12 protein-coding genes are annotated in these 14,102 nt (G+C 47.6%); 4 read left to right on the top strand and 8 right to left on the bottom strand.

Going from position 1 to position 14,102, the window contains the following annotated elements; translation table 11 throughout:
- Positions 1–76: 76 nt before the first annotated feature.
- Positions 77–829, bottom strand: a complete 753-nt coding sequence (locus tag K7B07_RS19260; RefSeq protein ID WP_223712163.1) for a Crp/Fnr family transcriptional regulator — start codon at positions 827–829, stop codon at positions 77–79.
- A gap of 102 nt (positions 830–931) precedes the next feature.
- Here K7B07_RS19260 and K7B07_RS19255 point away from each other — a divergent pair, with 102 nt between their 5' ends.
- Genes K7B07_RS19255 through K7B07_RS19240 form a run of 4 tightly spaced genes read left to right on the top strand, consistent with a single transcriptional unit; the run spans position 932 to position 3,871 of the window.
- Positions 932–1,318, top strand: a complete 387-nt coding sequence (locus K7B07_RS19255; RefSeq protein WP_223712162.1) for a BlaI/MecI/CopY family transcriptional regulator — start codon at positions 932–934, stop codon at positions 1,316–1,318.
- A gap of 3 nt (positions 1,319–1,321) precedes the next feature.
- Positions 1,322–3,025, top strand: coding sequence for a M56 family metallopeptidase (locus K7B07_RS19250; protein WP_223712161.1), 1,704 nt, complete (start codon positions 1,322–1,324; stop codon positions 3,023–3,025).
- A 57-nt stretch (positions 3,026–3,082) separates the two neighbouring features.
- A complete protein-coding gene (locus K7B07_RS19245; protein ID WP_223712160.1) occupies positions 3,083–3,454 on the top strand; it encodes a co-chaperone GroES in 372 nt (123 codons plus the stop codon).
- Positions 3,455–3,469: 15 nt separating this feature from the next.
- Positions 3,470–3,871 carry a cupin domain-containing protein gene (locus K7B07_RS19240; protein WP_223712159.1) on the top strand — a complete coding sequence of 134 codons (402 nt, stop codon included), beginning with the start codon at positions 3,470–3,472 and terminating at the stop codon, positions 3,869–3,871.
- Between the two features lie 14 nt (positions 3,872–3,885).
- Here the strand turns inward: K7B07_RS19240 and K7B07_RS19235 are convergent, their stop codons facing one another.
- The 7 genes from K7B07_RS19235 to K7B07_RS19205 form a co-directional block, all read right to left on the bottom strand.
- On the bottom strand, positions 3,886–4,671 hold the full coding sequence (locus tag K7B07_RS19235) for a peptidylprolyl isomerase (RefSeq protein WP_223712158.1): 786 nt from the start codon (positions 4,669–4,671) through the stop codon (positions 3,886–3,888).
- A 5-nt stretch (positions 4,672–4,676) separates the two neighbouring features.
- The gene (locus tag K7B07_RS19230; protein ID WP_223712157.1) at positions 4,677–6,578 is read right to left on the bottom strand and encodes a beta-N-acetylhexosaminidase; all 1,902 of its coding nucleotides are present in this window, start codon (positions 6,576–6,578) and stop codon (positions 4,677–4,679) included.
- A gap of 71 nt (positions 6,579–6,649) precedes the next feature.
- Entirely contained in the window at positions 6,650–7,687 is a 1,038-nt protein-coding gene (locus K7B07_RS19225) for an FAD:protein FMN transferase (protein WP_223712156.1), read from the bottom strand.
- A 287-nt stretch (positions 7,688–7,974) separates the two neighbouring features.
- Complete coding sequence (locus K7B07_RS27815) at positions 7,975–9,669, bottom strand: phosphodiester glycosidase family protein (protein ID WP_223712155.1); 1,695 nt, start codon at positions 9,667–9,669, stop codon at positions 7,975–7,977.
- Between the two features lie 88 nt (positions 9,670–9,757).
- A complete protein-coding gene (locus K7B07_RS19215) occupies positions 9,758–11,029 on the bottom strand; it encodes a DUF1735 domain-containing protein (RefSeq protein ID WP_223712154.1) in 1,272 nt (423 codons plus the stop codon).
- 28 nt (positions 11,030–11,057) lie between these two features.
- Positions 11,058–12,047 (bottom strand): alkaline phosphatase family protein, encoded by a 990-nt coding sequence (locus K7B07_RS19210; protein WP_223712153.1) that lies wholly within the window; start codon positions 12,045–12,047, stop codon positions 11,058–11,060.
- Between the two features lie 28 nt (positions 12,048–12,075).
- Entirely contained in the window at positions 12,076–14,097 is a 2,022-nt protein-coding gene (locus K7B07_RS19205) for a M60 family metallopeptidase (RefSeq protein ID WP_223712152.1), read from the bottom strand.
- Between the last annotated feature and the right edge of the window lie 5 nt (positions 14,098–14,102).

Raw genomic sequence — 14,102 nt, 5'->3', positions numbered from 1 at the left:
AAGGTCACTACACGGCCGCTTCCGGGGCATGCGCGTCATCAGGCACAGGAATGATCTTTATCATATCAACGCGGTATTACAACTGCAGATTGGCGGTACGGGTCAGCTTTTCTTCATTCAGCAGTTTTATTTTTTTACCGCTGAGGCAGATCAGTTTATCGTGATTGAATTCAGAAAGGATCCGGATCGCACTTTCGGTAGAGGTACCTACATAGTCCGCCAGCTCGGTCCGGGATAATTGTATGTTTAATGTGGTGCCATCACTTTCCAGTCCATAGGTCGCTTTGAGAAAAAGCAGTGCTTCAGCCATCCGCTCCCGGACATTCTTCTGCGACATTGAAACAATAAGTTCTTCAGCATTTCGCAGGTCCGCACTGATCTTTTGAAATACGGCGCTGCAAAAATCAGGATTGGAATGTACAAAATGTAAAAAACACTCTTTTTCAATATAGCAATATTCCACATCCTCCAGCGCAGTGGCGGTACAATGATAACGGTCATTGGAAAGCAGTGAGCGGTACCCTATGATATCACCGGTATTTGCAAGCCGGAGGATCTGTTCTTTTCCATCCAACCCGGTTGCGCTCAGTTTTATCTTGCCCCGGCCGATACAAAATAAACCACGGGGCGTACCACTTTCGGCAAAGATCACCTGCCCTTTTTTTGCGAAACTGCAGGTTTTATTCTTTTCCAGGTCGGTCAGCTCCTCCTCTTTCAGTCTGGAAAAAAAGGAGTGCTGATGCATGGTGCATGCCTGGCAGCTATGGGGGGTAAAACGGGCCATTGCGCCGCAAAGATATCCAATACCGGTGGAACAAATGAAATCCATTGTAAAAAGAAACCGGCTGGCGGTTCAAGAAATTGTTAAAATCGATTCGAGGAGGAGTTTCATACGAAAAAAATCGTAAATTGCCTGTAAATCGGATGTTATATGCTTGAGAATAAGTCAATAAAGCCTACGGAAAGTGAATTGGAAATTTTGCAGGTACTTTGGGAAAAAGGAAATGCAACAGTAAGGGAAGTGCACGAAAGCCTGCTTACCTTTAAAGATGTGGGGTATACCACCACGCTTAAGCTGATGCAGATCATGAATGAGAAAGGCCTGGTGAAACGGAACGACTCCTTCCGGACCCATATCTATAAGGCGGCTGTTAATAAAGAAGTGACACAGCAGTATATGCTCAACAAGTTTGTGAGCAACCTGTTTGGCGGCTCTTCATCACAGCTGGTGATGCAGGCGCTGGGTAACGGAAAGGTGACACCTGAAGAATTGAATGAAATCCAGCTGATGATCGACCAACTCAAACAGAAAGACTAAATCATGCAAGGAGAATTATACCATTTATTTACTGCTTTGGGAAACGCGTTGTTCAGCAGCGTGTGGCAGCTGGGAATTATCTGGCTGCTGATAACCCTGTACACTTTTCTCCGCCCTTCCTCTGACGCCACCAATGGAATGATCCGGTTCGCGGGCCTGTTGGCCGGGTTTGTACTGTTCATTATCACGTTTGTGCTGTCGCTGAGTACTCCCCAATCCGAAAGCAGTGTTTTAAAATGGATGCTGAACCGGGAATGGATACAACCCCTGTTAAATTATGGGGCCATGCTCTACCTGGTGCTGTTCCTTTTTCCGCTGCGCAATATTATCCGGAGCTCATTACAACTCCGGCAGCTTCGCAACAGCGATACCGGAAGGGTTCCCGGCGCGCTGAAACTTTTTATGCTGGATGCTGCGGGCTATCTGAATATCAAAAGAAAAGTGCGGTTATTTACTTCGGCGCTGGTGGCCTCCCCCCTGACCATCGGCTTTTTAAAACCCGTGATCCTGCTGCCGGCAGCTATTGTAAACCAGCTCACGCCCCAGCAGCTGGAAGCGATTATTTTACACGAGCTGGCACATATTAAACGCAATGATTACCTGATCAATCTTATCACACAGATCATCCTGACACTTCTTTATTTCAATCCGTTTGCGCGGCTGCTCGTAAAGGCCCAGGAGCTCGACCGGGAAAAGTCTGCAGACCGGTGGGTATTGCGCTTTGAATACGGACAATACATGTACGCGTCCACCCTGCTGCAGCTGGCCAAAAACCAGCTGCCCGGAAATGGCTTTGCCCTTCAGGCATTGGGAAAGGAAAGCCAGCTGGGCAACCGGGTACAGGCAATTATGGGAGCCCCTGTTAAAAATGCCCTGTCTTTTAAAAAGATCGGCATGCTCGCCGGGGCCCTGCTGCTTTCGCTGGGGGTTTGTCTTACCCATCGTACGGCACCGCTGCCTGAGGCCGCATCCGGAAGTTTCAGCTATGCAACCGCCATCAATGAACCTGGTGTTCCACGTCCGGTATTTGCCGCAGCTCGGGAGACCGACAGTGAACAACTGAAATATGAGATCACTCCCATCCCGGCCATCGAAAAACCGGATAGTAAACAGGGTGACGATATCGTTTACCTGAAGATCTGCGAAGATGCCAATGGTAAAATCAAACCACCGGCACCTCCGGCAGCGCCTTCACCTTCTGCCAAAGTTGATGCCGCTCCTGCACCATCGTCAATGATGTTGTTCGCCGACCATCCGACGATCGTTATTCCGGTATTGGATAATGCGGCGGAGGAAAAGATCCGGCGTTCTATCGATGCGTTCAAAAAACTGGTGACAGCACTCAGCTGGAAGCAGCTGGAGAACAGTCTTGCTGAAACCGTTACTGAAGAACAGAAAAAAGCATTGAAGAATAAATTAAGCGCGTTGGTAGACCGGATCAACTGGGAAGAAAATGCCAATATGCTCCGCAGCTCTTACGAGGACATCGACTGGGATAAAACTACAGACCAGCTGAAGGCAGGAATGAATGCCCTGTTCGCCAGTGCCGACCAGTATAATAAAGCGGTAGCACAACAAAAAGCCGAACAGCAGTATCATAAAATTACCGATAGTGCCGCTGTGGCTGCAAAAGCAAATGCGCTACCCACAGCACCCCTGCGGACAGCACCAAACGACAGCGCCCGTAAAAAAGTAGTTGACCTGTAATCCCCCTTTTTTTACTTCATTTTATTGGTTATCTTTATCTTCAATTCATGTAGCAATATGAGGATAACCGCTGATAACCGTTTCAGAAAATTAATCGTAATAGGCGACCGCCTGCTCATCCAGCCCATAAAGGGGAATGAACGTACAGAAAGCGGATTGTACCTGCCACCCGGTGTTCAGGAAAAAGAGAAAGTGCAGCAGGGATATGTTATCAAGGCTGGTCCGGGGTATGCCATTCCCGTCCCTGTAGAAGAGGAGCCCTGGAAATCGGAAGAAGACCAGGTGAAGTATGTACCCCTCCAGGCACGCGAAGGTGATCTTGCAATTTTTCTTGTGAGTGGTGCCACAGAGGTAATGTACGAAGGTGAAAGGTATTTTATCGTTCCGCAAGGCGCCATTTTAATGCTGGAGCGCGAAGAAGAGCTCTAATCTAAAACACGCGATATGAAAGGATTTCACACGAATATCGAAAATGACACAAGGGCCAATGCCGCCTTCAGAAAAGTCTTGTACACCGGCAGGCAGCTGCAGCTTGTGCTGATGACCCTGCAACCTGGTGAAGAGATCGGTGCTGAGGTGCATCCGGAAAATGATCAGTTCTTCCGTTTTGAGGAAGGTTCCGGCCGCTGCCTCATCGACGACACCGAGTACACTGTAAGCGATGGCAGTGCTGTTGTGATCCCCGCTGGCTCCCGGCATAACGTGATCAACACCGGCAGCACGGAGCTCAAGATGTATACCATCTATGCACCGCCTCATCATAAGGACGGCATTGTAAGAAACACCAAAAAAGAAGCCGAAGAAAACGAGGAGGAATATGATGGCAACCCGACCGAGCAGTCCTGAACAGCGCCGGGGCCTTAAGGCTGTGATCGTTTCACCATTTTAGCCCTGATTATCTTCACATTCCGGATCGGACGATCCCTGTCCTTTCCTTTGCTGGTAGCCACCGCAGCTATTTTATCCAGTACATCATACCCCCTGATCAGCTGGCCAAAGACCGTGTAATTCTGGTCCAGATGCGGGGTTCCTCCTGCTGTTGTGTAAACCTGGCGGTAAAGTGCCGGTATCTTCCTGCCGTTTAACCGTTTTTGTTCCAGTGTATCCAGTCCGCCGCTGGTCCATACTTTTCCCTGTACAATATAGAACTGGCTGCCGCTGCTGGCTTTCTCCGGATTTACATCATCGCCTTCCCTTGCTGCGGCCAGCGCGCCCTTCCTGTGGAAAAGTGTGGTATCAAACTCTGCGGGTATCATATAATCCGGACCGCCCTCGCCCAGTGGCAATCCACCCGGAGCATTCCGGCTGTCGGGATCCCCGGACTGAATCATAAAACCGCGTATCACACGATGAAACAAAACGCCTTTGTAATAACCTGTTTTCACAAGCTTTATAAAGTTATCCCGGTGACGGGGTGTCTGGTCACTCAGCCGCAGCTGCATGTTTCCATAGCTGGTGATCAGCAGCACATCTTTCCGGTGATCTGCTTTTGTAACCCTTCCGGGAGAACAGGCGCAAAGTAATATAAAGAAAGCGAGTACCGTAAACACGACCGGTCCGCTTATTTTCCCGGTGTGCGGGAATGCGGTGCGGCCCCATCCGGGAACCAGTCGTATGCTACCGGCATTGTTGCGGAACAGCTGCACGTATATTATTTTGCGCGTTTCTTCAGATCTTCCACCTTGATCGACATTTGCCGTCCCACTTCCTGCTTCCCCTTATAGCTTATAATACGGAGCTGCTGGGCATCTTTGGGGATCTCCAGGGGCTCGTTGTATTTCGGATAAAAACGGTCCGGTGCCGAATTATCAAAGCTGGTATAGAGATCCAGTCCGTCTATTTCCGGGGTCAGTGTTACAAAATAATCGGTGCCCTTTTTGGTAACAGTAACAGCAGGGTCATAGATCGCCGGGGAATATTTGATCTCCGCAGCATCAAACCGTTTGAAGAAGGATTCGGTCTTGGCAGCAAATTTTTTCCAGTCTTTTTTCGCAAGGGGCGACCAAACAGATTCTGCGATCGCCAGTCCGCGGGGCCAGGTCATGTATTCCGCCTGGCGCATGGTATATACATTCTCGGTCCATAAGTTGGCCTGCCCGCCCAGGATGTATTTAGCATTGGCTCCTTCAGGTATGGGATTGAATTTGTAGGTCTGCGACAGGCGCAACGATGCATAAATAGGTACTTCAGTGCTTACATCGCCCTGCATATAATCGATATAAGCATATTGGGTGGGGCTCATTACCACATAATGTTTCGATTTTGAAGCTTCGATACCATACTGCTCTCCGCGCCAGCTCATCAGTGCGGCAGTGGGAGAAATACCTCCTTCCAGGATCTCATCCCAGCCCATCATTTTTTTCCCTTTGGACTTAACGATCTTTTCAAGACGCTTTTCAAAGTATGCCTGTACCTGCGGGATGGTCTTTAATTTTTCCCGTTTCATCAAAGCCTGCACCTGGGCACTTTTCTCCCAGAAATTATGCGGAGCCTCATCTCCGCCCACATGAATGTACGGGAAGGGGAAAAGCTGCGCCACTTCCGTCATTACCTTATCCATAAACCCATACACTTTTTCATTGGCCGGACAAAGGGTATTATCAATCAGCGCTATGGGCGGTGCGCCGTGCGACCAGTCCATTATGGGTTCGCCGGACCGCACCTGGTATTTGTCGGCCCCTTCGGTACACGAAAGCTCCGGATAGGAAGCGATCGCTGCCAGACTGTGCCCCGGAACATCGATCTCCGGCACAATGTTTATAAAACGCTCTTTTGCATATTGCACCAGGTCCCGGATATCCTCATGTGTGTAATAGCCTCCGTATGTTTTAGGCTCATCGGGTGTGGGAGGCGTAAAGGTATTGAATGCCCCTACCTTATTCACGCGCCATGCGCCCACCTCCGTCAGCCTGGGCAGGCTCTTTATCTGCAAGCGCCAGCCTTCATCATCTGTAAGATGAAAATGAAACATGTTGTATTTAAACCGGGACATGTTGTCGATATACTTTTTTACTTCCGCTACTGTAAAAAAATGCCGTGACACATCCAGCATCAATCCCCGCCATCCTACTTTCGGATAGTCGATGATCTCAACCGCAGGTGCCTGGATGCGGACATCATGAACCTGTTCCACGCTCTCGATTTCCGGAGGCAATAATTGCAGAAAGGTTTGCACGCCATAAAACAGGCCGGCAGGTTTGTTGGCACTGATGACTACTTTCTCCGGTGTAACAGATAAAGCATATCCTTCATCGCCCAGCCGGCTCTCTGTTCTTTTATTAAGTACCAGGTTCAGCACAGCACCCGAGCTGCCCCGCTGCTCCTGAACAGTAGCACCCGTGTTGGCTATTTTATCCTTCAGCAACGAAACAGTGGATCCGAGCGCTGCTTTCTCAGGAATACCGATGGTTACATACTGTGGTAACACAAAAACACCCTGCTTTACCGTCAGGGAAACCGGTTCCGGTATCAGTGCAGGAGCCGTAACCGTTTCCTGTGCAGTAGCGGAAAGAAAAAGGAATGCGGCAAAAATCGCCAGGATCCGTTTCGTCATATTGGTCGTATTATTAGGGATGGTTAAAATGCTAATATAAAAAATAAGGAAGACAACAGCATCAAAAATAATCAGTTTCTGTTCTGCATCGCCTCAAATCCGGCGGACGCTGTATCTGCCACTGTTCCGTCCTTTTTTAAATAAATGAAATAACATTCCAGTCCTTGGTGTTTTTCTAAAAAATCAAATGCTCTTTTTAGCGGCAGCCCCATAAACACGTTGTCATAGGCATCCGCTGTGATGCCATCTTTTGCCCACACGGTTACACTGATCATTTCGTTATTCAGCGTATAACCGGTACGCGGGTCAATAAGATGTGATATTTTTTTATTACCGCTCTGGTAAAAATTACGGTATTTACCGGAGGTGGTAACCGCCCCTTCTTTTACAAAAACTGTTTTTATCAGCACAGGAGTTTCTTCATTTTCTTTTTCCGACGGGCTTTCCACGCCTATTTTCATTACCTCTCCCGAAGGCTGCTTCCTGCCTTTTACGCGGATCTCGCCACCTACCTCAACAAGGTAATTTTCAACGCCCCTTGCATCCAGAAAACCGGCGATCACATCCACCGTATAGCCTTGCGCGATGCCATTGACATCAATTGTCAGCCGCGGATCTTTTTTCAGCAGGCTGTCGCCTTGAAAATAAAGTTTTTTATATCCTACGTATTTCAGCACTTCCTTTACCTCTTCCGCCCGCGGCTCCGGCTTCGTTCTGCCCGCAGGGCCAAATCCCCAAAGTTTTACCAGCGGCATCACGGTAATATCAAAGATCCCTCCGGAGGTGGCCGACACCTCCTGCGCCTTCAGCACCACTTTCTTTAAATGCAGATCCGGGACCAGTCCTCTTTGTTCCTGGTTAAACCGGGTAATCAGTGAGTACGGTTTATAAACCGACAACGAACTGTCCAGTGAATGAAAGATGCTGTCTGCCTGCTCCCTTGTCAGGCTGCTGTCTGTCGCATAATAGGTGATATGGTAAGTAGTTCCCTGGGCAAACCCGTTGACATGAAACGGTTTGAGGGAAGGCTGTTTTCCAAAATTCGCAAGCCCGAAAATCAGCAAACCGCCACCCAGCAAGCAACCGCTTTTTTGTAAAAATCTCCGCATAACGCTCAAAGATACGGCAGAAAGCGGAAGAGTAGTCCATTTTAAGTGATGCATTCAGGGCAAACGCATCAACTGATCCGGCCACTAATTGTTGTGGTGATGGGCGTAAGCCCCAAAGTCGCGAAAGCACAAAGATGCGCGAAAGTTGTTCTTTGAATTGCTTGGTACCTCAGGCGCCGGTTCACGCATTTATGAAATGCTGACTACAAAAACATGGGGGCGCTGAAAAACGGATTGATGTTGTACGGCTCAATATCTCGCATTTTTCAACGCATCACATGCCGCGGTTATTCAACAATGGCCACTTTAATAACAGTGCTGAGTCCGTGGTACGTTGCATGAAGTTCCGTGTACCCTGCACTGGTTCCAGCTGTAAAGGTCGTTCCGGCAATGGTTCCCGAACCATTCGCTTCTGTTAGCGTTACGCCGCTGATATCGGACGCAACGATATGTCCGTATTGATTCAGTCCGTAGAACCGGGGGGTAACTGTGCCATTTGGTTTTACGCGTACGGAGTACAGATCGGCAACCAGTTTCACCACCGCCGCATCAGCAGGTGCATTGGATACCGCGAACAGGCCATTGCCGGCATTGGGAGCCGTGGTGGTATTGTCCGGGAGATTCATCAATCCGGTATTGTTATATCCCGCACCTTTCGCATACATGGTGCTGTAACTTCCTCCGTTAAAGTTTACTGCATTATAAGCTCCTGCCAGTTTCATAATATCGGCCAGATCGGTACGCGAAGCGCCTACAGAAACGTCGGCTATAGCACCTTCGACCACACAATAGATAATTTTTGATTTATCCTGCGAAGCTCCGACAGCCGTTCTTGCTGATCTTGTGGCATCCCCGTTCAATGGCATACCATCCCGCAGCACCTGAAAGTCTCCTGAAATCAGCTGCTCCGCCTTCACTCCGTCAACATTACTTATAAAAGCCGTGATCTTTAAAATATCACCAATCTCTCCGTTGCGCAGGTATAAGGTATCCTGTATATCGTGTCCTGAAAGTACTGCGCCTCCTGCGGGGATTACCATTGAACCCATATTGCTGGCCCTTGTTGTTTTTGACAGCACCTTAACGGGCACATCTACATAATCGCCCCAGTTGCCATTTACCGGCACCACTCCCAATTCCGTTCCGAACACATTGGTACCGGTATTCTTTCCCCGGTAGCTATTATAGAAAACAAGATCATCTGCTCCTCTTCCGTTATTTATCACCCGGAAACTTTGCCTTTTCCCATCCGCCATTGTAACCCAGTTATTGAACATGATCCGGTCAAAGTAAATGGTATTGTCATTGAAAAATACAGGAGCATAGGTTTGAATCGAGCTATTGCTATTGGTGATCACACCATCCACCACGCTGGCATTGGTGATGCGTCCGAAATTGACATTGCCAGCTGTATTATTAAACAGATCGCCATTGATACCTGCAAAATAGTTTTTTCCCGCTACCGACTTGCGGTTGGCCATCGCAATAACTGTTTCCACATCCAGCACCGAATCTTTTGCCAATACGGTTTTAAAAGAAAGATTAGGGTTATTCGCATCAATGATCATTAAATGAACTCTCAGCGGATTTATGCTATCCTTATCCCGAAGATCAAGCCGCATGTAGTCGGTGCCCGGTCCTACTCTATAAAAGGAAGTAGTATCAATATCATAATAACTGGCTCCTATTTTATACCCTTCTCTTTCCGATGGTATTGCATAGGTGAATAATAATTTATTGGATTGCAGTTCACCGCCCCGCACCACCATTACAAAAGCACTTCCTGTACCATCGGGAACAACAAAGCTCATTTCCGTTCCGGATTTTGTCAGCGGAGCCACAGAAGTATTTCCAAAAAAAAGATTATCGGCAGCTGTAAAACTACCGGTGACCACAACAGTGTCTCCGGCATTTGCGATCGGCTTGCTAAGGACCGTCAACCGGGGGGCTTCTCCGTCAACGATATCCGTGTTTGTTGACACAAAATCCTTATTGCAGGACAGAAGCCAAATGAAAGCAATCACTAAAACTGGTTGTATCTTAAATTTCCTCATTGGTCGTTATTTTGAACTATAAAGCCGTGTAGAATCCGTTTACATCAAAGTCCCGGTACTGTATGATATCCCCGTTGGGTTTTACCCCGATCATATCCTTAAAGTTTACTGAAAACAATCTCAGGTAACTGAAGAACCCTTCTCCTACCACCCATCTGTTTGCTTCAACGGCAGAACTTGTCGCATTCATTGTATATACTTTAAGCCCGGTATTGGAATTGGTTATGATATCTTTCCCGATAATCAATTGCTGTTTATATAAGTCGGGATTCCAGCCTCCGTTAATATTCGTCCGGGCAGGATTCACACCACTGGCATTTAAACCGTTGAACCAATACAGGCCGTTATTTGTCCAGACGCCATACCAGTACCCGTTGGGTCCGCTCCAGAATGACTCCCTGAAGCCGGGAGTGGAATAGTCGGTGGATTTATAGACCAGCCAGGGCGCACCAATTTCCACATTAGGTGGCTCTGTTACCGTCCAGCTCACAATGTGATTTACAAAAGGCCCGCTGTTATAGATCCCGATCAGTTTAGAATAATACCTGTTAAAGATCAGTGATATTACATTTGAGAAACCAGAACCGATTTTAACCGGCGTTCCCAGTACGTCCCTTTCGCCAAGCGGATAGCGCCATAAGTTCCCCTCCGCATCGCGTACCAGTATATCATCAAAGAAATCTACAATCCTGGTACGGGGATCTGCAGCCTGGCGAATATTACCAATCACCCGTCCTACCGGTTGTACCGTTGCCTTGAATATAAAATAAGCGATCTGGCGTTCCCCATCGATCTCAAAATCACTTTCCCCCGTGTTAAAACGAACCGGAAGCAAATATTGGTCTCCCTTGGTCAGGTTCGGCAGATAGACCCGTATCGGTAAGGTGCCTGTGGAGCTGTTCCCTTTCTTTATAACAGTATCTGTTACCAGCTGATAACTGACAGCTGGTAACAGTTTATAGCTGGTACCTTTGTTCTTGTTATATGCATCAACATAATCCTGTCCCAGTGCTTCAAACCTGACAGCGATATCCTGTGAAGCAAGGACATTTCCGCCGATAGCTACATTGTAAATGGCAAAGCTGGTATCGGTTTTTTTTGCATTTACATATAACTGATAGTTGATATTGCCATTACCAGTAAGCGACGACTGTACCAGATAGAGCTTGTTGTATGTCTGAAGCGCGCCTTTGTCTTCGGGCAGGTTTTCCTTTGTACAGGAGGATCCCAGACCTGCAAGCATCAAGATTACAAATGATAGTTTCAAACCTGATTTTATCTTCAACATAAGTATCTATTATTAAGATGATAGTGGATTATTTTGTTAAAAACTCCAGTTCAAAACGATCCAGCCACGATGATCCGTTCGACAAGGTTGAGGGTTTGGCAACAGACAGCCAATACAGTAAAATGGCGGCAACATCTTCATTCCTCGGTATTATAACAGGATTCAGTTTTGTTATATCCTGACTGGAAAATCCTGCATAATGCGCGATAAAAAATCCGGGTATCTTTACCGCAGCACTGTCCCAGTTCTTTGTTGTAAGCAACGTGTCGCTTACCTGGGTAGTTGTGATCAGTGTCAGCCATTTTTCATCTTTATACCCCGGCCTGCTTTTAAGTGCTGTCATAATATCCCCCACATAGCTGTCCACGTTTTTAATTGCCGCCTCATATGCTGTTCCCGGGGCATAGCCAAATGCAGCCCCGGCTTGCTGTACAGAAGAAAACCGCGCACAAACAACATCTGCATTATCAGACTTCAACAGGTTTGCCACCTTTGTCTTTGTATCCGCATCATTCGTAGCGATCAGCTTTTTGTCGGCATCGGCAAACAGGGTATTTACCAGGTTAGGCCAATCAGCAACTGCTGCTATTTTTTTACCCGGGTACACATCATGAACATATCGGAAAGCCGTGAGGTTTAATGGCACCGGGATGGTATTGGTTGTATCCACCGGTACTGCATAGAAGGTACTGTCCCACATCCTTGTTTCAAAATTACCGGTATACATCGATCCCCAGGCGGAGGTATTGTTTATCGGCAGATTCACATTTGTGGTAAAGGAGTACTTTGCATTGGCAAGAAGCCCCTGGATCGACGGTGGCTTTACCGCCTGTAGTACTTCTGCGTTAAGTCCGTCTATATTTATCAGCAGCAACTTCCGCTGATTGGACACTCCACGTATCGTCGAATCCTTTTTATATTCCTCTATCAACAGACCGGGATCCGGAAATTTTTTACAACTATACAGCCCCCCCATACATAGCATAATGACGGCGGCACCAACGATATAAGATTTCATGAGCATTTTTATCATCATAGTCAATTAATTATTGTCCTTCTCCTGATCCATCCTCCGGCGGCGGCGGCGGATACGTAGGTGTTTGAGTGGGCAGGCCACTGAGCACCCCGAACTCTGCGGTTGAAATAGTATTGGTGGCAGAGGTCACAAACGGTTCTTTTACTTCAAACCGCACATACCGCGCTCCTATATATCGTTTATTGGAAGCAAAGTCCGCCTTATTGATTGTAGCGCCTCCGACATCCCACCCGGTGCTGCTATAGGCTTCGACCCAGGTGGCATTATCCCAACTCACGTAGACCTTGATATTCTTGGGGCGGAGAGTCGAAGGTCCGTTTACATAATAGAAGCCGCCGATATCCGCAATACTTCCCAAATCAAATGTAACCGTATGTGGTGTATGGTTTTCCCTGGTCTGCCATAATGTGTTAATATCCCCGTCTATCAGTTTTGAAGCATACAGCGGCCCGGTAGTCGATTCCTGGCAGCAGAAGCCGATTACCGACCATCCCGCACGCTCCAGTTCACGCGGTTTCGGCATGGCCGAATCCCTGATTCCTGTTTTTGTAATGGGATTATAGTCGAAGATCGTCTTTGTCAGGTAAGGAAATCTTTTTTCTATAGAATCCTTGATATTGGTAGAGACGGGAATGGCCCAGGCCCTGAAAAACGCAGACAGATCTGTTTGTGCATATTCACTGGCCAGGGTAAAGAAATAATTCATTTTTTGCTGTTCCGACAATCCACCCAGGTTATAATGGCGGGCGTTGTACTCAATATAGCCCATCATTCCGTATCCATAGTACTCAAATAACTGGATAAAAGGAAGTAATTTGATCAGATCACCATTTGTTCTTGCAGTAACATCCTTGCTGAAGTTGGAAGTAAAAAGCTTGTTCTGCCGGGTATACAGGAGCCCTGTATCTACCGCCAGCCGCATTCCGGGATGCAAATTGGCAATGCTGAATCCCCGTCGGTTCGCCATTTTTGCGGAGAATAAATTCCCGGCTGTCGCATTTAAGGTACTGAATAGCCAAAAATAAGTACTGTTGTTTCTCCCGATCTCGGATATTGTTCTCCATGCCCCCTTTGTAATCAGGTTTTCATAATTGGCGATCTCATTGGTGAATAAATTTTCATCCATTTGCACCACAACAGGAAAAGCATTGTGCGCATAGGCAAGACGTGGCTGTGCATCCATGATCACCCGGATCGGATGGTTGGGCATCCTGTTCAATGAATCAATGGAATGATCTTCCAGTCCTTTCCATTTGTAAATGTCTTCTTCTATAATTCGGTCCCATTCCTCCATCAGCGCGGTCGGGCTCTCAATGGGATGCTTATCCAAGAATAGTTTGGGCAATTCAAAAATGATCCGCTTCCCTCGCAGCTGGAACCAGGGAACACTCGAATTTTTAACCTGTGCCTTCCAATCTGCATCATTCGATACACCTAAAATAAAATCGGGGGATTTCACGGCTCCGGATACTTTTACCGATAGGGTACCCAATTCCTTTACGGTACCATTTGTCCGCAGATACAGCATACCGCCATAAAGATTCCGGATCACATTCTTTCCCGGCTGCAGCGCCAGCTGGTTAAAAATAACGGGATCTCTTTTGGTTGCCGGTACTCCGTCCAGGTTGTCGGTCCAACCGCCGATTACCGCTACAATTCCATTCACGCCCTGGGGAACTTCAATCGTAACAGGCTCGCCGGTGGGAGCATACAACCCGGTACTATACCAGGGTTGCGGAGCAGAACTGATCCGGATATCTGAAGCCGGTACATACCGTTCCGAAAAGTCGACGGTCACATTTACATTGTTCAAGCGCGGCTCTGCGTCTCCAACGAGTCCGGGAAAATTACGGGCAGCATAGATCTTTGAAAGATTTATGCCCATTGAGTCCGATTGCCCTCCCGGCATATTGGCTTTTTCCTGTCCGCCCTCATAGCCATCGGCAAAATTGTACCCGTATTTGTTACAGGCGGCCAACCCCGTTAAAATCAGTACCGCAAAAAGTGACAAATATTTATATCCTTTTTTCATAATTG

Source organism: Niabella beijingensis (assembly GCF_020034665.1).
GTDB lineage: Bacteria > Bacteroidota > Bacteroidia > Chitinophagales > Chitinophagaceae > Niabella > Niabella beijingensis.
This window is presented reverse-complemented; position numbering and strand designations above follow the sequence as displayed.

Coding starts and splice junctions, on each gene's coding strand:
- K7B07_RS19245 (WP_223712160.1), top strand. CDS start 3,083: ATGAGGATAACCGCTGATAACCGTTTCAGAAAATTAATCGTAATAGGC.
- K7B07_RS19255 (WP_223712162.1), top strand. CDS start 932: ATGCTTGAGAATAAGTCAATAAAGCCTACGGAAAGTGAATTGGAAATT.
- K7B07_RS19205 (WP_223712152.1), bottom strand. CDS start 14,097: ATGAAAAAAGGATATAAATATTTGTCACTTTTTGCGGTACTGATTTTA.
- K7B07_RS19250 (WP_223712161.1), top strand. CDS start 1,322: ATGCAAGGAGAATTATACCATTTATTTACTGCTTTGGGAAACGCGTTG.
- K7B07_RS19230 (WP_223712157.1), bottom strand. CDS start 6,578: ATGACGAAACGGATCCTGGCGATTTTTGCCGCATTCCTTTTTCTTTCC.
- K7B07_RS19225 (WP_223712156.1), bottom strand. CDS start 7,687: ATGCGGAGATTTTTACAAAAAAGCGGTTGCTTGCTGGGTGGCGGTTTG.
- K7B07_RS19260 (WP_223712163.1), bottom strand. CDS start 829: ATGGATTTCATTTGTTCCACCGGTATTGGATATCTTTGCGGCGCAATG.
- K7B07_RS19210 (WP_223712153.1), bottom strand. CDS start 12,047: ATGAAATCTTATATCGTTGGTGCCGCCGTCATTATGCTATGTATGGGG.
- K7B07_RS19240 (WP_223712159.1), top strand. CDS start 3,470: ATGAAAGGATTTCACACGAATATCGAAAATGACACAAGGGCCAATGCC.
- K7B07_RS19215 (WP_223712154.1), bottom strand. CDS start 11,029: ATGTTGAAGATAAAATCAGGTTTGAAACTATCATTTGTAATCTTGATG.